This window comes from Psychrobacter sp. NG27 (assembly GCF_016106655.1).
Taxonomy (GTDB): Bacteria; Pseudomonadota; Gammaproteobacteria; order Pseudomonadales; family Moraxellaceae; genus Psychrobacter.
The window spans coordinates 268,295-289,959 of record NZ_JADGIN010000003.1 but is presented as its reverse complement, the minus strand read 5'-3'; the positions used below and the strand labels follow the sequence as shown (position 1 = coordinate 289,959).

16 protein-coding genes are annotated in these 21,665 nt (G+C 44.1%); 3 read left to right on the top strand and 13 right to left on the bottom strand.

The features are described from left to right. The first annotated feature begins 142 nt into the window (after window positions 1-142). Entirely contained in the window at window positions 143-472 is a 330-nt protein-coding gene (locus IP485_RS07255) for a hypothetical protein (RefSeq protein WP_194364326.1), read from the top strand. A gap of 75 nt (window positions 473-547) precedes the next feature. On the opposite strand, the gene hrpA is transcribed toward IP485_RS07255, so the two are convergent. From hrpA to IP485_RS07235, 4 genes are all read right to left on the bottom strand, one after another. After that, on the bottom strand, window positions 548-4,792 hold the full coding sequence (hrpA, locus tag IP485_RS07250) for an ATP-dependent RNA helicase HrpA (RefSeq protein ID WP_227686463.1): 4,245 nt from the start codon (window positions 4,790-4,792) through the stop codon (window positions 548-550). 235 nt (window positions 4,793-5,027) lie between these two features. Further along, the gene (locus IP485_RS07245) at window positions 5,028-5,615 is read right to left on the bottom strand and encodes a DUF1543 domain-containing protein (protein ID WP_198326658.1); all 588 of its coding nucleotides are present in this window, start codon (window positions 5,613-5,615) and stop codon (window positions 5,028-5,030) included. A 71-nt stretch (window positions 5,616-5,686) separates the two neighbouring features. Continuing rightward, window positions 5,687-6,706: an alpha/beta fold hydrolase gene (locus IP485_RS07240; RefSeq protein ID WP_198326657.1), complete on the bottom strand. Its 1,020-nt coding sequence runs from the start codon at window positions 6,704-6,706 to the stop codon at window positions 5,687-5,689. A gap of 251 nt (window positions 6,707-6,957) precedes the next feature. Further along, window positions 6,958-8,379 carry an SLC13 family permease gene (locus IP485_RS07235; protein WP_194364323.1) on the bottom strand — a complete coding sequence of 474 codons (1,422 nt, stop codon included), beginning with the start codon at window positions 8,377-8,379 and terminating at the stop codon, window positions 6,958-6,960. A gap of 387 nt (window positions 8,380-8,766) precedes the next feature. On the opposite strand from IP485_RS07235, the gene IP485_RS07230 reads away from it, so the two are divergent. Beyond that, window positions 8,767-8,919, top strand: a complete 153-nt coding sequence (locus IP485_RS07230; protein WP_194364322.1) for a hypothetical protein — start codon at window positions 8,767-8,769, stop codon at window positions 8,917-8,919. Window positions 8,920-9,011: 92 nt separating this feature from the next. On the opposite strand, the gene IP485_RS07225 is transcribed toward IP485_RS07230, so the two are convergent. Together IP485_RS07225 and IP485_RS07220 are read right to left on the bottom strand one after the other, a co-directional pair. Beyond that, on the bottom strand, window positions 9,012-9,707 hold the full coding sequence (locus IP485_RS07225; protein WP_198326656.1) for a YoaK family protein: 696 nt from the start codon (window positions 9,705-9,707) through the stop codon (window positions 9,012-9,014). A gap of 137 nt (window positions 9,708-9,844) precedes the next feature. Next, the gene (locus IP485_RS07220) at window positions 9,845-10,654 is read right to left on the bottom strand and encodes an enoyl-ACP reductase (RefSeq protein WP_194364320.1); all 810 of its coding nucleotides are present in this window, start codon (window positions 10,652-10,654) and stop codon (window positions 9,845-9,847) included. 380 nt (window positions 10,655-11,034) lie between these two features. Between IP485_RS07220 and folE the strand changes: the two genes are divergently transcribed. Next, on the top strand, window positions 11,035-11,631 hold the full coding sequence (gene folE, locus IP485_RS07215) for a GTP cyclohydrolase I FolE (RefSeq protein ID WP_227686462.1): 597 nt from the start codon (window positions 11,035-11,037) through the stop codon (window positions 11,629-11,631). Between the two features lie 123 nt (window positions 11,632-11,754). On the opposite strand, the gene IP485_RS07210 is transcribed toward folE, so the two are convergent. The 7 genes from IP485_RS07210 to gloB form a co-directional block, all read right to left on the bottom strand. After that, a complete protein-coding gene (locus IP485_RS07210; RefSeq protein WP_198326654.1) occupies window positions 11,755-13,635 on the bottom strand; it encodes a YadA-like family protein in 1,881 nt (626 codons plus the stop codon). Window positions 13,636-13,851: 216 nt separating this feature from the next. Beyond that, window positions 13,852-15,072, bottom strand: a complete 1,221-nt coding sequence (msrA, locus tag IP485_RS07205) for a peptide-methionine (S)-S-oxide reductase MsrA (protein ID WP_198326653.1) — start codon at window positions 15,070-15,072, stop codon at window positions 13,852-13,854. A 330-nt stretch (window positions 15,073-15,402) separates the two neighbouring features. Then, window positions 15,403-16,689 (bottom strand): iron-containing alcohol dehydrogenase, encoded by a 1,287-nt coding sequence (locus tag IP485_RS07200; RefSeq protein ID WP_198326652.1) that lies wholly within the window; start codon window positions 16,687-16,689, stop codon window positions 15,403-15,405. 175 nt (window positions 16,690-16,864) lie between these two features. Further along, window positions 16,865-18,547, bottom strand: a complete 1,683-nt coding sequence (locus IP485_RS07195) for a dipeptide ABC transporter ATP-binding protein (protein WP_198326651.1) — start codon at window positions 18,545-18,547, stop codon at window positions 16,865-16,867. 1 nt (window position 18,548) lies between these two features. Continuing rightward, the gene (locus IP485_RS07190) at window positions 18,549-19,634 is read right to left on the bottom strand and encodes an ABC transporter permease (RefSeq protein WP_227686461.1); all 1,086 of its coding nucleotides are present in this window, start codon (window positions 19,632-19,634) and stop codon (window positions 18,549-18,551) included. A gap of 3 nt (window positions 19,635-19,637) precedes the next feature. After that, window positions 19,638-20,708, bottom strand: coding sequence for a microcin C ABC transporter permease YejB (gene yejB / locus IP485_RS07185; protein WP_198326650.1), 1,071 nt, complete (start codon window positions 20,706-20,708; stop codon window positions 19,638-19,640). 84 nt (window positions 20,709-20,792) lie between these two features. Beyond that, window positions 20,793-21,572, bottom strand: coding sequence for a hydroxyacylglutathione hydrolase (gene gloB / locus IP485_RS07180; RefSeq protein ID WP_198326649.1), 780 nt, complete (start codon window positions 21,570-21,572; stop codon window positions 20,793-20,795). Window positions 21,573-21,665 lie beyond the last annotated feature (93 nt).

Here is a 21,665-nt window from a genome sequence, read left to right as displayed (position 1 = left end):
AAAAGAAATTGGTTGTTCAAGCAAAAAACAGTTGACTTTCACTATACATCCGTAATATAACATATAGTATATATTTAAAAAAATGAATGTATTTGAGCTGTTTTCAGTAGATGATATTTGCATAGATTGGGGAGGAGATAACATGATTCGTTTAAGTTACACTCTAAAATGCTGGGCGCTAGGCGTTGCTTTTTTCTTAGGGTTTTACTTTATAGTTGTCATGAGTGACCCAGGTTTTAATAAATATGTCTATATATTGGCTCTTAGTACGTTACTATTTCCCATTGCCAAGCGCTCTGTCGATGTGATGACTGAATTTTTTACTCCAGATATTGAGCTGTTTGATGGACTCGTGCCTTCATTATTAATAAATATCGTGATTTGGGCATTAACCCCATTTATCGTGGCAATCACTGTGATTACGTTTGTGCTCTATAGTATGGGTGTGTTGACAGAAAAAATCAGTCATTAAATAAAATATTATCCAAATAAAAAGGCCAGATGAGCGATTGCTAATCTGGCCTTTTTATTTGGAACACCGCCTACTCTAACCCATTTTATCCCACATTTTGCTAAGACGCTTGGGTGATACTGCCATACGAGTTTTCATCGGTTGGGCAAACAGTTGAATGCGATACTCCTCAACCATCCAGCGATATTCACTAATGGTCTTATCACTAGCACGATTGCCAAGTCGCTCCATGTGAACATCCAACGCATAGACACCATCTAAGTCGGCATCAAGGTTGTGCTCGAGACGCTCTAGTCGAATCTGCAGCGCTTCAAGATAACGCGGATACTGTTGCCAATGGCTATAATCCATTTGATAGACGAAATCTGCCAAATGTAGGTCTTCTAACTGATCTTCTACATCATCGATAGACTCACCGAATATCTCACGATCTAGCATCAACAACCCTTGGCGAATACGCTGCCAGCGAGTATAAACATTTTTAAGTGTTTTTATGACGCTCTGACCTGTTAATAAGAAGTTATTTAGTACGACTTCGAGCGTCTGGGCATACTCTTCAGGCGTAAACGGTAACTCCTCGCTCAATCCAATTACGATATCGTCGGCGCTCTCAGGCAAATCTTCAGTATGATCAAATAAGACATAGTGCTCTTCAAGAGCGGCATCTAATGCAGCATCAATGACGATTGTTTTGAGTTTATCCATATCGCCAAGTGGTGCAAATGCCAGCTTAAATATACTATCAACTTGACCAGTAAGCTGCTTTTTCTTCGCGCCAAGTTTGCTTTTAATTAAGCTCAACACCCCAATGCGATGTGCTTGAAGCGCTGCATTGACGTCCGTATATTGATGAATCGATACTGCTGTGCCTGCCTCATCAGCAACGAGCGCCGCAAACTGCTTCATGACGACACCTGCGCTATGATGATTTTTGCTAAAAGCGAAATGCTCAGGGAACTCGGTATGTACACCTTGCTGCTCAGTAACTGCTTGGCTAGTCTCAGATGCATGACGAATCTGTAGGGTTTGTAGGTCACGACCCTTTTCGATAATACGGTTTTTATCATCAACCACACAGATTTGTGGCTGCAAATAACGGTCAATTGTAGAGGGGCTAAAGTTCTCTACCGTCACTGACATAATACCGCGACGATTGAGCGCTTGGCACAGCTGTTTCAGTAATCCTTGTCCGCCAGCAGGTTGTAATTCATCAAACAAGCTGTCAGCGGTGTCCGGTATCGGTACGATTTGACGACGTATCTCTTTTGGCAATGACTTGAGCAGCTGTAGCACCAGCTCATAGCGCCAGCCTGGCACACCCCACAACAGCTCAATCGCGTCAAGCTGCGGTAATGCCGCAAGCGGCACGCGTATGGTCACGCCATCATCATCGCTGGCTGGATCAAAGATATAACGAAGCGGCAGTTTTAGATCACCCAGCTTCCACACTTCTGGGAAATCGCCTGTGGTGGGTGCTTGGCTATTAAGCACATCATCATCAGTAAAGAATAGATGCTTGGTATCATGCTTCTCTACTTCTGCACGCCAATCCTCAAACGCTTTACGACTGGCAACATGCTCAGGAATTTTCTTATCATAAAACTGATAGAGTGTTTCTTCATCAACCAACAAGTCGCGGCGACGCAGCTTGTCTTCGATGCGCTCAACATGAGCAACCTTATCCATGTTATGTTGCAGAAATGGCGCATTGCGACCAAAGTTACCAGTCACTAATCCATCACGGATAAATATCTCTCGTGATTCAACTAAGTTTACTTGCTCATAATTGGTCAGCTGCTTACTGATAATGATTAATCCAAATAGACTAATCTGTGCGTAAGCTTTGACTCGTCCTGTTTTCTTGGACCAATGCGGTTCAAAGTAATGATACTTTAGTAAATCGCCTGCCGCTGAGATAATCCATTCTGGTTCGATTTTGGCAACCGTACGCATGAAGACTTGTGAAGTCTCCACCATCTCAAATGCCATGACCCAAGATGGTATCTGTTTAAACACTGTACTGGCGGGAAATATCTTGGCTTTTTGCTGACGCGCAGCCAAATACTCACCGCGGCTTTCAGTCTTATGCGCAATGATGGACAATAAACCTGTCAATAACGCTCTATGCAAATTGGCATATTTGACAGCTTTTAGCTCTTCGTCTTCGATCGCAGTTGGGTCATTGTTGGGGGCACGCTGATCAGATACTTTTGATTCATTGGCGTCAGTTAACTTCAGCTCAGTAACCATCTGTACCAATTGACGATGCGTCTGATGCCACTCTCGCACACGCGGAAAGCTTAAATAGTTTTTCTTAGCGAATTGCTTACGCTGATTACCAGACAGTTTATTACCGTCTTCATCTTTTTCAAACAGCGCTTTCCATAGACTCAAATAGAACAAAAAGTCAGAATCATCTTGACGGAAGATTGCATGCTTTTGATCTGCTTGCGTGCGCTTATTGGCAGGACGCTCACGGGGGTCTTGTACAGCGAGCGCGGCCACAACGATCAGCATCTCACGAATACAATCAAAATCAGAACCAGCCACTAGCATACGTGCCAGCCTTGGATCGATTGGCATTCGTGCCATCTGTTGACCAATACGGGTGAGACTTAAGTGGTCTAACCCTTTTCTTGCTTTTGGTTTATTGGTTTTATCTTGAGCAGTGGCGTCTTTTTTAGAAGTAATCGCCCCCAGCTCATCAAGCAGTTTGTGACCATCAGTAACCAATCGGCTATCAGGTGGCTCGATGAATTCAAAGTCATCCACGCTACCTAAACGTAGATTGGCCATTTGTAGTATGACTGACGCTAAGTTGGTACGTAAAATCTCAGGCTCAGTAAATTCAGGACGACCACTAAAGTCCTCCTCAGAATACAGTCGAATACAAACACCTGGAGCAACACGGCCACAGCGACCTTTACGCTGATTGGCAGCGGCTTGCGAAATCGCTTCGATAGGCAGGCGCTGTACGCGTGAGCGATACGAGTAACGCGAGATCCGCGCAAAACCCAAGTCAATCACATAGCGAATACCGGGTACGGTCAATGCGGTCTCAGCAACGTTGGTCGCGATAACAATGCGTCGACCCCGACCCGATGGCTGAAATATACGCTGCTGCTCTTCATAAGTCTGCCGTGCAAACAGTGGCAACACTTCGGTATGGCGAGGGCCATGACGCTCAAGCACTTCTTGCGTTTCACGAATCTCCGCCTCAGTTGCGGCAAATATTAGGATATCAGCTTGATCGGCATGACCTTTATTCTGCGCATCGCTAAAACACTCCTCGACCGCAGCAACCACTGCACGTGGTAGATTCTCTTCAAAATCGTCATAGCTGTCATCGTCTGAGCTATTCACTGGCTCATCTGTTAGCGGACGATAGCGCACCTCTACCGGAAAGCTACGCCCTTCGACATTAAAAATAGGCGCAGGAACTTGCCGTTTGAGCTTATTGTCATAACGGCTGAAGTACTCACTAAAGCGCTTGGTATCGAGGGTCGCTGAAGTAATAATGACTTTGAGATCAGGACGTTTGGGCAACATCTTTTTAAGATAACCCATAATAAAATCGATGTTTAAACTACGCTCATGCGCCTCATCGATAATAATCGTATCGTACTTACTCAAAAACCGATCATGACCAAGCTCAGCGAGTAAGATACCATCCGTCATGAGCTTTACAACAGATTGTGCTGTCCCTTGCTCATTAAAGCGAATTTTAAAACTGACCGTATTACCTAATGGCTCGCCTAGCTCTTCTGCAATACGGTTTGCCACGCTGCGAGCGGCTAGTCGTCTTGGCTGTGTGTGCCCTATCTGCCCAGTGATACCGCGTCCTGCCAACATCGCAAGCTTAGGCAGCTGCGTCGTTTTACCAGAACCTGTCTCACCAGCAACGATAATGACTTGGTTATCGATAATGGCTTGAATTAAGTCATCAGCGCGCTGACTGACCGGCAGATCAAGATTTAATTTGGTAGGTAAGTCACTCGGAATACTATCGATACGTGCTTGCACCGCCTCTTGAGAGCGTGTTTTTATTTTATCGTATTGAGCGCGTTTCTTAGCAAGCACATCGTCTTGATTAATTTTCTGTTTAGCATCATGGTCAGATTTTTTGTTTTTGGACACAGCGGTACGTGCCAGCTCTCGCTCAAGACGGCTTAAATAGTAGCTGTCTTTGGCAAGTACCGGTAAATCAGAGGCAATGCTAGGCTGAACAGGAGTTTTATCATCGCTGGACTTATTATTCGAATGGCTGTCATCTGAATTTGTTGTCTTATTTATTTCTTCAACGCTGCTTTCACTAGGCATTTTTAGTTCATTCTCAGAATTATTGGACATATTTACTTAGGCTATTTATTATGTAGAAGTGTTTAGATTATGGGGGTAATTTGAATGTGATTCAAGTTGGTCGAATGCTGATTGACTCCACACTCGTAATGTTTTGACTATCACACACTATAAAACACACCTGAACTAAATAGACCTAATTGATATATTAAATTCAGGTGTATGGATCTACGCTTATCAGATTTATACAAACTTATTATAAAGCCAATTTTTTCAGATTCTTAATGCTTAGATAGCCCACGTACTCTTTGTCTTCTATGACTAAATCATCTGTATCGCTGATAGGCTTAATAACTAGCTGAACATTTGAGAGAAGATCATTCACGTTATATATGTCATCTATATCTACTTCAAACTTATCATCGATATGTGAGGCAGCATCAAAAGGTGATGTTTCATCTTTAAACGTAAACTGCTTATAAAAGTCGCTTTTCTTTGCTTGTTTGATGGCATCCGCTTGATTGGGTGCAACGATAAGTAGCTTATAATGAAACTCTTCAAAGCTCCCTTGCTGGTAGCCGCCTAAATTGATAAAGAATAACTTCAAATCAGCAGAACTCTCTACTTGCTCACTTGATTCAATCAATTTGATGGCATAACCACCCACTTTGGTAATCGCTCGATACGAATCAATGTGCCATTTATTTTTTACTTCTGGCCAATGTTGATTGATATCATCTACCAGTTCGCTGACCTGATTGGCAACACCAAAGAATATATCGTGCTGCTCAATCAAACGACCCTTGGGACGACCCCCAAGCTGAACCATATATAGTGTTAGCATAAAACATTACCTTCTAAATGACTTTAGTCACCACCATTGTTAATTTATCAAAGCACTTTTAAGTCTATTTTTTAACCACTCATCGGGTTATCCAGCAAAAACTGCTGCACAATATTAACCGTTGCCACAGGATCTTCTTCGTGTGGCACATGTCCCAAATCATCAAACACCTTAAGTTGGCTGTTAGGTATGTCTTTATGAAATAATGCTGCGTTTTCTACAAGAATAAGATCATCTTTTGCGCCCCATAAGATCAAAGTCGGTAGAGCTAACTGCTTTATTTGCGCTTGATCGCTCTCATCATCAGTCTCATTCAAACGGCGACTCAAAGCTTGCCGGTTACCTTGGCGCAGTGTCAATTCATAATATCTATCAACCAAAGCCTCATCAACTTTACTATCCTCTGCATACACACTTAAGACGCTTTTTTTGACAACGCTTCTAGGCAGGATACGGTTCAAAATCGGTGCCAATGCCGGATACCTAGCAAGTTTAAAGCCAATAGGGACATGTTTTGGCGTTGCAGGATAGCCAACTGCGTCCACCAATATGAGCCGCCCTACACGTTCAGGGTACAACGCTGCCGTACGCCAAGCAATCTTACCCCCTAGTGAATTACCGGCTAGCGTGACACGATCTAAGTTCAAATGATTGAGCACTTCAATGACAAACGCCGCATAATTTTCGCTACTATATGTTGTGCTCTGGTCTGTATAAGGGCCTGTCAAACCAAATCCTGGCAAATCCATGCTCACGACACAGTATTGATCAGACAGTGCCTTTGTCCAACCCTTCCACGTATGCAAGCTTGCCGACGTGCCATGTAACAGAACAATCGTTTCAACTGATGGTATATTAGCATCAATCGCCTTTTCGATTGGCACATTGCTATGATTCGAATGACATTTACCTGACTGCACCACATGTGCCTGCATACCTTGTATGTCTATAAATTCGCTATTGGGTAATTGCCATTTTTTTAGCTCAGACACCGTACGATCAGGTTCCCAGTATCGCGCTATCAGCACAGCCAGTACGCCGATAATGCCCAAAATAACAAAAATGGCTATTTTTAATAAATATGGTGTCATGCGATCAAATCCATTTAATAATATGACGTTAGTTGTGGGTGCTAACTTATAATTTTCTGCTACAGCCAACCGCCATCACTATGTAAAAGCAATGCTAGCACAATTGCTGCTCACGACCGTACAAGCTCAAACCATAGCTATTTTATACAGATATTATGCGTAATAAGAAACAAAAAAACCCGATGTTTAAGTCATTCTTAAACATCGGGTTTGATTTTCTATGAATACATATATTTATATTGGCTACTGGATTATATCAAGAAAAAGTACGCCCATAATCCAACAACAATGGTTGCGATAATATTTAATATGATACCTGTACGAATCATCTCCGTTTGCTTGATGAGTCCTGTACCAAATACAATCGCATTTGGCGGGGTCGCAACAGGCAGCATAAAGGCACACGACGCACCAATACCAATGATTAAGACCAGCACTTCATGCGGTAGACCCATCTGCTCGGCAATAGCGGCAAATACTGGTACTAATAGTGCAGCCGAGGCCGTATTAGAGGCAAACTCCGTCAAGAAGATAATAAAGGCTGAAACGGCCAGCATCACAACGATGATCGGGGCAGAGGACAATGCATTGGCCACAGTCTCACCCAGTACCAAGGATGCGCCGGAAACTTTCAAAATCGTGGACAGTGCAATACCGCCACCGAACAGCATAAGCACGCCCCAATCAGTATTGTCTGAGACTTGTTTCCAAGACACCAATCCTAAGCTGACAACTGCCGCTGCAGCAGACAAGGCAACGATCGCATCTGTGTCTGTAATATCAAAAGCGGCACCTATCTGTTTAGAAAAAATCCAGCTTAACGCAGTAATGACAAAGACGATGATGGTCACTACACGCGGTTTGTTCCAAGCGATTGGTTCATCTTCAACGAGTACAATTTTACGATTGAGATTGGGTTTTAAGAACAAGTACATCGCGCCCAACAGCAAGGGCAATAGCACCAGCATCATTGGGATACCAAACTTCATCCAGTCTACAAAGGCAATATCGAGTGCCTTTGCGGCAATGGCATTGGGCGGAGAACCCACGATAGTACCTAGACCGCCAAGACTGGCGGAATAAGCGATACCCAGTAGTACAAACACAAAGGTACCGCGATCTTTTTCACGGTCAACTTGCGTCAAAATACCCAATGCCAACGGTAACATCATCGCTGCCGTCGCGGTGTTCGATATCCACATGGACAAGAATGCAGTCACACCAAATATCAAAAATACCGCTCTGCCTAGATTCCCACCAGACATCGATAATATCTTCAATGCTATTTTTTTATCTAGCTGCTGCACATGTAAGGCAGCTGCTAGGGCAAACCCACCAAAGAACAAATAAATAGTGGGATTGGCAAAGCTTTGCAGACCAATCTCGGCATCGAAATCCGGTATACCAACCAATGCGCCAATTACGACCACAAGCAATGCGGTGATCGTTACATGCAATGCTTCTGTAAGCCACAGTACCCCAATAAAGAACAATACTGCCAAACCTTTATTGGCATTGATATCGAATGGCAATACATTGTAAATAATCATCGCGATAATCGCTGCAATTGCGACAACGATCAGTCCTTTACCTGTGCCTTTTGGAAAGGTATCGGTAAATAAATACTCATTGCCATCGTTAGGAAGATGGCTATCTAATTTTTGCTCTGACATAAAATGTCCTTATTGATCCAAAGACAGTGTGGAAACTCAAATATAAAGACACAGGTTGCGTATGAGTATGCCCTGTATCGTTATGCCTAAAAATGACTATCGGAATAAAAAATGGCTCAAATATAATACTTTTGTATCGATAATGACAATGATATCGACGACCTTTGGCTTTATGTGACTATAAATTCCTGTGCTTAAAGTAATGCTTACACATAGTCACTAAACAAACCCATAACGCATCTGTACAAAGTATCGGCGATATCCCATACTAAATAAGTTAAGTGAAAATCATATACCAAAACAAGTGTTCAAAAGGTTTGGTTACGACACTTATAGTAGAATCGAAGAATATAATGGAAATCGAATAAAAATATACTGGAGTAGCTTATGACAGACTCAAATAAAATCGATGCAACGACTAAGATGGCACCAAAAGACATCAACCAAGATAGTCTGGCCAAAGAAGACCAACAGCGTACTGATGATTCCATGCTAGATATGATGCAAGGAATGCACGAGCACGAAGATCATAAAGAGTAAATTCAAAGATAGCTTGCTGCTTTAGTATCCTGCTATTTTATACCTAAACAAGCTTTCAAAGGCTTAATAATAAAAACGATCGGCGTTTATCATCATGATAAATGCCTTTCCTTTTTTGGTTCTCTAACTTCTGGGAGATGATCTGAGGCATAGTTGTATACAAAGGCTGCTGTCAAAACAATTGTGATGGGAACAAACAAAGCCTCATAGCTGACTTTGGCAAATAAGTAAGCACCTACTGCACTACCACCGCAAAAGCAATACCAGATAATGGCTTGAAACCCTAAGGTTGGTTTACTAATAGATCGACCAGCAAGCCAATTACCGATTGCAGCCCCCATATCCGACGTCAGCCCTGTTAAATGAGTCGTACGAATGACCGCCCCACTATAAGTTGCGACCATCGCATTTTGCAATCCACAGGCCATCGCTGCTGCTAATTGCCCTAAGTAATCATGTTGCTGGTATAACCAGTAGCTAATCAACAATAATGCGGCTTCTAGATATAGCGCGCGTCCATAACGGCGGCCAAGCTTCAATGATGTTTGCCCAATGACAAACCCGCTCAGTATAGCGCCTGCTAAAAAAGACAGCAACAAGGTGCCAATATATAAAATACTACGCGCGTCTGAGTGCGCGATAGCCGCTGCAAACAAACTGACATTGCCAGTAACGTGCGACACTGATAAATTGGCAAAACCCATCAACGCAGTCGTATTCACACAACCAGCACTGAACGCCAGTACCGCTCCGCCCCATAGTATCCACTTTGGTAACTTGGTGATCATATCCCTCGTCCAAAGGCACGTAGCTAAAAAGGCGCATCGCTAAAAAAGCACGTAGCCAAAAAGACTCCTAGTATAACCAGAAAAGGCAGCCTATTGGCTGCCTTTTCTATCATCAAACGAATCATTTATAACCATTATTATTTTGCAGGTTCATCAAGCATCATTAACTGCTCGCTGATGGCAACGGTATTAAAACCTGCATCAACAAACATAATCTCACCTGTGATACCAGATGCCCAAGGAGATAGCAGGAATAATGCAGCATTACCAACTTCTGTTTGAGTAATATTGCGCTGCAATGGTGCGATCTTTTCGCTGATATCGAGCATTTTACGGAATGATTTGATACCGCTAGCAGCAAGCGTACGAATAGGACCGGCTGAGATGGCATTAACACGGATACCTTCGCCGCCCATAGATGTCGCTAGATAACGTACGCTCGCTTCTAGACTGGCTTTTGCCATACCCATGACATTGTAGTTTGGCAATACTGAAATACTGCCTTCATAAGTCAAAGTTAGCATAGAGCCATGACGCATCGCTAATAATTCACGAGCCGCTTTGGCTAAGGCCACAAAGCTATAGCTTGAGATATCATGCGCAATGTGGCTACCTTCACGAGTAGTGGCATTGACAAAATCACCGTCTAGCTGATCCATTGGTGCAAAACCAATCGCATGTACCACGCCATCAATACCATCACCCCAATGAGCCGCAACTTGCTCAAAACAAGCAGCAATCGAGTCATCAGAGGCGACATCACATTCTAACACCAAATCTGCTTCGAATTTTTCGGCAGCCATGTCCACGCGTTTTTTGATTTTATCGTTCGGATAAGTCAGGATCAACGAGGCTCCTTCACGGTGTAGCGCTTCTGCGATTGCCCATGCGATAGAAAGCTTACTTGCGATGCCAGTTACGACGAATCTTTGCCCTTGCAATAGCATAATATTTCCTTTTGAATCGATAAAGATTATTTAGAATAAGAATTTATTTAGAGTAATTAGAAGATTTAGAATAATGAATAGTACAGATGAAAAGATGAGTTATTATACACGAATTAATTTAAGTAAACAGTCGTAAACTGTATAAGGCTGCTGTCATTCTAATAAGCTCATACCAAAATATAGTCACTATGATTCATCTGATTGCATGTTTGACCCCTATGTATTGATTAAACACGCAGCGGCTTGCCACAGCAGTATGAAGTTGAGCAGATTTCAAGTATAATCACAGCCCTTCCCAGCTTGCACAATTTTTATAAGAATCCGGATTCAATGGGATTCAACGTTAAGCTACACCCACATTTTGGATGGCTGCCAAACTTATGAGTAAGACCCCTATAATAACCACAGATTATAAAGAAAGTACCGAATCTTATCGTCAGTTGATTGCTTCTACTGGCGAAGACTTAGAACGCCCTGGTTTATTAGACACACCAGTTCGTGCTGCAAAAGCATTTGCTCATTTGACCCAAGGCTATCATCAAAGTCTAGAAGAAGTGGTCAATGATGCTGTTTTTCCATCAGCCAATCGTGAACTAGTACTGGTGCAAAATGTTGAGTTTTATTCATTATGCGAGCATCACATGTTGCCGTTCCATGGTGTCGCTCATATTGGCTATCTGCCAGATGGACAAGTACTGGGTCTGTCGAAGTTTGCCCGTATTGTCGATATGTTTGCCCGTCGTCTGCAAATACAAGAAAACCTAAGTGAGCAGATCGCCCAAACGATTATGGATGTAACGGGTTGCCGCGGCGTCGCTGTGGTCATGGATGCGTCACATATGTGTATGATGATGCGCGGTGTGAATAAACAACATTCAACCACACGCAGTACAGCGATGCTAGGTGAATACACACACAACAATCAAGCGCGTAATGAGTTTTTGGGTGCGGTTCCAAAGCGCCAGCCGGCATTTTAAGTTGTAGTTAACTGTTTAGGCTATTGTAAATAGCAACAAAATAAAAAGGACGCCGTAGCGTCCTTTTTATTTGGGTGTTATATATGGGCGAAGATTTAATTTATATAAATTAATCAAAAAATCTTATTGGCCAAATATGTAAGATACACCTACTCGTCCACCAAATCTTGAATCAGCAAAACCAAATGCACCGCTGACTGATGTTCGACCATTATCTAACATAGTGGCAGCGCCAATAGCAACAGCGCTTTGTCCTTCATAATGACCCATGCCGCCAAACACAGCCACATTGCCTGGGCTGAGATTGGGAATAGCCTGCTGTGTCGCTAAAGAGATCGCTACACCACTATTTGCAGTTTTTTCCACATCATCAACTCGACGATTTACACCGTTAGAATAGCTTTGAAAGCTGCTATTCAAAACATCATATTTGTTATCAGTATAGGTGTTAGATTCGGTTACAGCATTGATTTTTGCGGTATTCAACTGTCTAATATTGGCTGCATCTGTATTCTGTGTGCCATCAGCCACATTGATCACCTGACGCTCACTACCTGCTGCGCCAACTGACACTGTGTTATCACGGGTTGATGTTGAATCACTTCCAACAACGACTGCGTTGTTGACTGCAGTACTAATGCCATTTCCTAAAACGACCGTGTTATTGCCAGTTACAGTATTATTATTCCCAAAGCTATAGCTGCCTGAACCGCTGACTGTGCTTGGATCACCAATCGCGCCAGAGTTTTTACCTGTTACCAAATTACCTACACCGATACTAATAGATTGGCTGCCTTCAGCTACTGCGCCATTACCTATCGCAATGGCATCTTTGCCTGTCGCTTGGGCTGGTGTAGTTGTACTATTAGAGGTCTGTATAGCGACATTGATATTAGCATCCTTACCTGCTTCGCCTGTATCACCCTTAGCGCCAGTATCGCCTTTCACGCCCTGAGCACCAGTCAGACCAGTTTCACCTTGGATACCTTGCTCACCTTTAACACCTGTCAGACCGATGTCACCAGTTTCGCCTTTCATGCCTTGAGCACCCGTCAGACCAGTGTCACCTTGAATACCTTGCTCGCCTTTTGCGCCATTTAATCCAGCATCACCCTTAGCGCCAGTATCGCCTTTCACGCCCTGAGCACCAGTCAGACCAGTTTCACCTTGGATACCTTGCTCACCTTTAGCGCCAGTCAGACCGATGTCGCCTTTGTCACCCTTAGCGCCAGTATCACCTTTCACGCCCTGAGCACCAGTCAGACCAGTTTCGCCTTGAATACCTTGGTCGCCTTTTGCGCCATTTAATCCAGCATCACCCTTAGCGCCAATTTCACCTTTGGCACCAATCTCACCCTGTAAGCCTTGAGCGCCTGTATCTCCTTTAGCGCCAGTCAGACCGATGTCGCCTTTATCACCCTTAGCGCCAGTATCGCCTTTCACGCCCTGAGCACCCGTCAAACCTTGGATACCTTGCTCACCTTTAGCGCCAGTCAGACCGATGTCGCCTTGGTTACCCTTAGCGCCAGTAGCACCAGTCAAACCCTGAGCGCCTGTCAGACCAGTTTCGCCTTGATCACCCTTGTCACCTTTGGCACCAGTAGCACCAGTCAGACCGATGTCGCCTTTATCACCTTTGGCGCCAGTAGCACCAGTCAAACCCTGAGCGCCTGTCGGACCAGTTTCGCCTTGATCGCCCTTGTCACCTTTGGCACCAGTAGCACCAGTAGCACCTTGAATGCCCTGAATACCTTGGTCGCCTTTACCTCCAAAAGGTGACTGGCCCTCAAGTAGATCACAGGCTGAACTATTATTGAAATAAAAACACTGTTCTACATCATTAGGGTCTACTGCTAATGCAGACTCTGTTGTCACAGATAGACCACTAAGTGCCAGCATACTGATTGCTAGATAAGATGCCTTTTTACCGGCTCTATGATCTTCTTTGCAAGCAGAAGTAACTACGGTTGTAGTTACAACAGAATTCTGTGAATTTTTCAACATCGCTTATGTCCTCTAAAGTTTTTTTAGGGTTTGGAAACCAAGAAATCTAACTTTTAAAAGTTAACTAAAATTATACATTTTAGTAAGTATATTATAAAAAATACTTCAAAAGAACACGTTTTATTACTAAATAGCAAAGATGTTGTATTAGGCAAAAAAATGCTCACTATGCGATTCAGACAATAGTGAGCATTTTTTTGTACTAATAGATTAGTATTAAGCAGCTGGTTTTACATCATCTACCCAATTGCCATAACCTTCAGCTTCCATTTGCGCCAGTGGAATAAAGCGCATTGCCGCAGAATTCATGCAGTAACGTTTACCTGTTGGTGCTGGACCGTCATCAAATACATGCCCCACGTGTGAATCTGCATAAACACTGCGGATTTCAGTGCGAGTCCCAAATATTCCTCTATCTGGCTTTTCTACAACCAAGTTAGCATTCAATGGACGGGTAAAGCTCGGCCAGCCTGTTCCAGACTTGTATTGATCACGAGAAGAATACAGCGGCTCACCTGATACAACGTCAACATATAATCCAGGTGCTTTATTGTCCCAGTATTCATTATCAAAAGCGCGCTCGGTGCCTTCTTTTTGAGTGACTTTATACTGAATATCACTGAGCGATTTTTTTAGCTCATCTTGTGATGGCTTGACAAACGTATCTGGATTAAAGCCAGAACCTGCCTTGGCACTTGCGATAGGCATTTTGCTCGCGACCGTTTGCTGTGCACTATCAGCAGTAGGTTTGAATTGACTGAAGTCAAGCTCATAATTTTTACCATAGACGCTCTCGATAAATTGGTAGCGACCCGAATTGAACGTATATGCCTTATAGCGTAGCGGATTCTTTTTGTAATAATCTTGATGATACTCTTCTGCCGGATAGAAGGCACTGGCAGGAACGATTTCTATCACAACTGGCTTTTTGTACACCCCCGAATCTTGCAGTGATTGCTTGGCAGCTTCTGCTATCTGTTTTTCTTGAGCATTGTTGTAAAAAATAGCGGGACGATACTGCGTGCCTCGGTCTACATACTGACCCTTGTCATCAGTGGGATCTGCGATGCGCCATAAAGCTTGCACAATACCGTTATAAGTAATTTTCTTGGGATCATAATATACTTGTGCAGCTTCTGTATGACCAGTACCACCTGCTGACACCTCTTTATAGGTCGGGTTTTCAGTGTTGCCACCAGTGTAGCCAGAAACCACTTCTACTACACCCGGTATTTTCTCATAACCTGCTTCAACACACCAAAAACACCCGCCAGCCACTGTCGCCACTGCCAATCCAGGGGTTGTAGGTGCATAAGGGTTCGGTGCCATTGCATTTTTTACAGTAGTATTGCTTTCAGTGGAGGCACAGCCTGCATAAAATACACTGCTTGCCATGACAACGATAGCTGCTACTCTAGAGGATAATATACGACTCATAATGCTCTCCTAAGGGCAATCTCATTTAATACTTAATATCATTTAATCATCGTAATGCATATGTGTCACCGCAACATTCCTGCATTGTTACATATTTACAATTTATTAAGATAATTTTTATCAACTGAGTGTAATCACAAGATAAATTAAACGATGAAATGACGGTTATCATTCATTTTAGTATAGCTAGCATGTGAAGATTATGGACAACATATAAAGTCAAAGCAGACGTTTTAAAAAACTCTATTACCTTTAGTGTAATGAAAAAGCCCATCCTCAAAATAGTGATGGGCTTTTATTTATCGTAAGTCTGTCCATACAAACAGAAGATTATGATGCTTTTTGAGTATCCTTATTAGAATGCTCGTCACTTGCCTGCTTAATCTTCGTTAATATTTCTTTGATTTCAGATGCGGAGAGATAGGTTGGGACGGCATAGGTGTCGCTAACTTCTTTTGCAGCGGCTTTTGCAATACTATCAAAATCGCTGGTTTGCATGCCACCAACCGTCGGATCAATGTTTAAATCTGCAATCAAACCTCTGACTTGTGCAACAAGATGATCTGCTATTTCGCTGTCGCCATTACCAGCTTGACCATCCTGCACCATACCGGTTCTCTTTGCCAGTGCCGCTAGTCGTTTTTTACTTCCTTTACGATTGACATCAAGCACGTAAGGCAAGACGATAGCATTAGCGCGGCCATGAGGAATACTATAATACGCCCCTAATTGGTGAGCGATGGCATGCACATAACCTAGACCTGCTTTGTTAAAGGCGATACCACCGTAATGCGCTGCTACACCCATCTCCTCTCTTGCTTTTAGATTGCCGCCGTCTTTATACACCAGTGGCAGATAGTGCATGACAGATTTGACAGCAGAGGCTGCATAGTAGTCTGTTTCCACACTTGCATTGGCGCTCATCCATGCCTCTAATGCATGAGTCAGTACGTCAATACCAGTATCCGCTGTGATGTGCGCTGGCATACCTTTCATGATCACAGGGTCAATTGCTGCCGCTAACGGTACCATTCTTGGATCGATAGACAATGCTTTTTGGTGTGTCTTGTCATCGGACACTACTGCACCAAGCGTGGCCTCTGAGCCTGTACCAGCCGTCGTTGGTACGCAGTATAAAGGAGTCGCAGGCTTTCTTGCTTTGAGAATACCGATCAGTTGCTGAGGTTTGCACTTATTGCCTTGAGACATGGCGATCATTTTGGCCGCATCAATCACTGAACCGCCACCAATGGCGATAATAGAATCGCAATTGGCGGCTATCGATTGGCGAAGTCCTTCTTCAACGACGCTAAAAGTAGGATCTGGCGTGATACCATCATAGACATGGTAACTGATGTTTTTTGCGTCGAGATAATCGGTGATTTTGGCAGGTATTCCCAGCTTGTTTAGTACGGCATCAGTGACGATAAACACATTGGTATTGCCTTCATTGATGAGCATGTCACATAGCTCGTCACAAGCAGACTCACCAACGAACAGCATTGGTCTTCTGATAGGTATCACATAAGAGACGGCTTTGAGTACTTTGGCACGAGTCTTGGCAACTGCCAAATAACCCGCATACTGGAGACTGAGTTTGCTACTTTGTTTTTTCATGGGCACAAAATCCTTTTCAATGATGATTTTAACCGCGATAACAACCGCTTTAATCAGCTGGTGATGCCTCATTAATGCTTGCCGATATCAGACTAGATAAATATGTGTGTAACAGAACCGATTATAGATCGGCGTTTAGACTGATTGTACCACTGACGTTTTTGGTATGTCGCTATTATTGTGCACTGCTCGCCTCTAATAATTGCTTGGCATACGGATGCTGCGGCTGAGTAAAGATATCCTCGGTGTGCCCCGATTCCACACATACACCTTCTTTTAGTACCATAATATGCTGACACAGTGCACGCACTACTTTGAGATCATGACTGATAAACACATAGCTGATGCTCATTTTTTCTTGAATTTCTCGTAGCAAGTTGACCACTGTGACTTGGGTAGTACTGTCAAGCGCCGAGGTAGGCTCATCCAATATAAGCAAGCTTGGCTGCATAATCAAGGCGCGTGCCAATGCCACACGCTGACGTTGTCCCCCTGATAGCTCATGCGGATAACGCTCTGCGAACGCGATAGGCAGATGTACAGTTGTCAGACTCTCCATCACGGCCTGCTGGCGCGCCGTCTTACCCACGCCTTGTACCAATAGCCCCTCTTCTACAATCTGCATGACCATCATACGAGGGTTGATACTGGCAAATGGATCTTGAAATACCATCTGAATTTGCGAGCGAAAAGCGCGTAGATCTTTTTTGGAAAGCGCTGCGATATCTTGTCCATTGACGACTATCTGTCCTGTCACATCAGCTTGATTACTGAGCAACTGACTAAGCGCAAGTGCCATCGTGGTTTTGCCAGAGCCTGACTCACCAACGATACCCAATGCCTGTCCTTTTGACAGTATCATATCGACATCTTTGACGGCATCAAACCAGCGCTTGGTCGTGCCAAACAGACTTTTTTCAATCGGAAACCGTACGGTAAGCCCTTTTACCTGTAATACATCGGGTGATTGGTCTACGTCAGCATTGATCAAAGTCAGCGCTTTGCCAAAGTCTTGCTCAATAAGCGTGCGAGTATAATCGGCTGCCGGATGTGCGAACACAGTCGCGGTTTGACCTTGTTCAACCGTCTGCCCTTGGCGCATAACGATGACCTCATCACTATAACGTCTGACTAAATTGAGGTCATGGCTGATGAGTATCATCGCCATATTGTGCTGGCGCTTAAGATCATTCAATAGTGCCAAAATCTCATGCTGCAGAGTAACATCAAGCGCTGTAGTCGGCTCATCAGCAATCAATATATCAGGCTGCTGCGCCAATGCCATTGCGATCATCACGCGCTGACGCTGACCACCGGAGAGTTCATGTGGATAGCGACTAAGCTTATCTACAGGGTCCGAGATATTGACGTCCTCTAGCAAAGCGATGGTAGTCTCTCGCCATTGCTTTTTGGGTACGCCGCTTAGACGCAGTGATTCAGCAATTTGTTTGGCGACCGTATGTAGTGGATTTAATGCGGTCATTGGCTCTTGAAAAACCATGCCGATACGCTGACCACGAATAGACCGTAGCGCAGTATTGCGTGACTTATCATTTGCTATCGGTAACTTGGACATGCCTGATGTGCTTGCTAGCTGAACGTCACCTGTGATGGTCAAACTCTCTGGCAGTAGACCGAGTAGCGCCAGACTGGCAATCGATTTGCCAGAGCCTGACTCACCTACGATGGCCAGAGTCTGACCCTGTCTTAGCTGATAAGACAGCTCATCGACTAACTGAACGCCTGTAGCGGTCGTAATAGTGAGCTTATCTACGGTTAGCATGAGCTTATCTTGTAGACGATTGACACTGTCATTTGGCGCGTTTTTTTGCTCAGGGGCAATAGTATTTTCGTTCATATCAAGAGCGCCTTGGATCAAATGCATCACGCAGTGCTTCACCGACGAAGATGAGCAATGACAAAATAAAGGTCAAGCTAAAGAATCCTGATAAAGCAAGCCAAGGCGCATCAAGGTTGTTTTTGCCTTGTACCATCAGCTCACCCAGTGAGGGCGAACCAGGCGGCAATCCATAGCCCAAAAAGTCCAATGCGGTTAGCGCGATGATATTGGCTGTCAAGATAAAGGGCAATTGTGACAAGCTTGAGGCTAAGGCATTGGGCAAGATGTGCCGGAGCATGATTTGACTGTCCGAAACGCCCAGATTACGTGCAGCACGCACATAGTCAAAGTTACGAGCCCGCAAGAATTCTGCTCGTACCAAACCAACCAGTCCCATCCAGCCAAATAGCAACATCAACGCAAATAACATAGTGATACTGGGACTAAATAAGCTGACCAAAATAATAATCATAAACAGCTGAGGCATACCGCCCCACACTTCCATAAAACGTTGACCTGCCAGATCGACCCAACCACCATAGTAGCCTTGTACCGCGCCGACAATAATACCAATCAAGGCACCAGCGAGCGTCAGGGCCAGACCGAACAGCAGCGATACGCGTAATCCATACAGTATGCGCGCGAGCACATCGCGCCCTAGGTCATCTGTGCCAAGCCAGTTTTGGCTATTGGGTGCAGCAGGATAGGGTAAACCCAGCTCAACATTTGGCGTTTGATCGGCAAAGGGAATGGGCGGCATCACATAAAACCCTTGCTCATCAATCAGCGTCTGCACGGCAGGGTCTTTATAGTTGGTTTCGGTCTCGAACACACCGCCAAAAGTCGTTTCAGGATAAGCTTTTACGACCGGAAAATAATAGTCGCCTTGATATTGCACCAGTAGAGGTTTGTCATTGGCAATCACATTGGCCGCCATACAAATGACAAATATCACTACAAAGACAAACAGCGACACCATTCCAAGACGGTTTTGACGAAATCGCTTCAGACGCGCTTGCCAAATAGGATTTAAACGACGTTTTTTATTAGTCGACACAGAAGATAAAGTCGAGGATGGCGATTGATCAGCTATTTTATTTGACATTGATTAACGCCCCTCAAAATCGATACGAGGATCAATGAGGTGATAGCTTAAATCACTGATTAATTGCAGCAATAGCCCGACCAAGGTAAAGATAAATAGCGTACCAAATATCACGGGATAATCGCGTTGCTGAATGGCCTCAAAGCCTAATAAGCCCAAGCCATCAAGCTTAAAGATAATCTCAATCAAAAAGTTGCCCGCAAAGAAAATACCAACGATAGCCGCTGGAATACCGGCAATGATAATCAGCATCGCATTACGAAATACATGGCCATATAGCACTTGGCGCTCACCCAAACCTTTGGCACGAGCAGTCAGCACGTACTGCTTGCCAAGCTCCTCTAAAAAGCTGAATTTGGTCAAATACGTCAGACCCGCAAAACCGCCCACCGTACTTGCCAGCAGTGGCAATGCCAAATGCCAAAAATAATCTTTTACTTTACCAAGCGTGCTTAGCTGATCGAAGTTTTCGGACGTGAGCCCTTGCAGTGGGAAAATATTCCAGTAGCTGCCACCCGCGAAAAACACCAGCAATATCACTGCAAAGACAAACACCGGTATCGCATGCCCAATCGCAAGCAGCATTGCCGTGGCTTTATCAATGCCTGAGCCATGATGCATGGCTTTGTAAACGCCCAGCGGAATGGCAATCATATAAATGAGCAGCGTACTCCATAGTCCAAGCGAGATTGAAACAGGCAGTTTCTCTACAATCAGCTCGGTCACTGATTGACCTTTAAAAAACGACTCACCAAAATCCAGCCGTACATAGTTTTTTAGCATCAGCCAAAATCGCTCTGGAGCAGACTTATCAAAGCCATATTGGGCGTTAATAGCAGCGACCATTTCATCAGAAAGACCACGCGTGCCTTGGTAAGTGCTGTCGTTACTCCCTGCACTGCCCGCGCCAATATTGCCACCGAGCGCTTTGTCTTTTGCCCCTTGTTCAATGAGTGCAAGCTGCTGCTCAACAGGCCCGCCAGGTGCCGCTTGTACAATCACAAAGTTAGCAAGCAATATCAAAAATAGTGTCGGCAATATCAGTAGCAGTCTTTTTAAGATATAACGACCCATAATGGCGACTTCCTGAATAAAGAGAGATAGTAATGACGTTTAGCAGCGGATTGCTTTGTGTTGAAGAGGCATACAAAAAAAATTTTAAAAGTTATTTTTCAGCTCACGTAATGCCGCAAACACCGTTAACGACTTCTCATCGTCGATAGGCATTTTGGATTTCACCCCTGCAATCACACTCGGCTCCTGCGTACGTAAAAACACATTTATCGCGCGCTCATGCTCTAATGTCACTGGCAGTGTTGGCAGACCTTGTTCAGTTTGTGCCTCTGCTTGTGCTAAGGCTTGCTGCATCGTTACGTTGACAGGTTCAATAGACAGGCCAAAACGCAGGTTACTCGCTGTATACTCATGCGCAGGATATAGTAATGTCTCATGAGGCAGCCCATTTAAGCGCTTAAAGCTGTCGTGCAATTGCTCAATCGTACCAGTGAAGACGCGACCGCAGCCTGCACTAAACAACGTATCTCCGCAAAAGCAGTGCTTCTGACCATCGATATCTAAGATGTAGGCCATATGGCTAGCAGTATGGCCTGACACATCCCAAACTTGTGCTGAGCAGCCCCAAGCACTCACTGTGCTACCATCTTTGATAGTTTGATCTTCATCAACACCATGCTCACTATGTGCGACCAAATGAGTCATCGGATACGACTCCTGTAATTCTGCGACGCCGCCGATATGGTCATGATGATGATGTGTGGTCCAAATGGAGGTCAGCTCTAACTCGTTGCTCTCTAAGTAATCCACTACTGGCTGGGCTTGACCAGGATCAATGACAATGGCTTGTTTATTATTATCATTGATTAATGTCCAAATATAATTGTCATTAAAGGCTTTTATGGGGTGAATACGGATAGTCATGTTACATCCTTACTGGTTGTTATTTTTATTACTGATATCTTTACTAGGGAATATTAATAATTTACAGACGCTTCTGTTTGCTGTCTTAAGCGT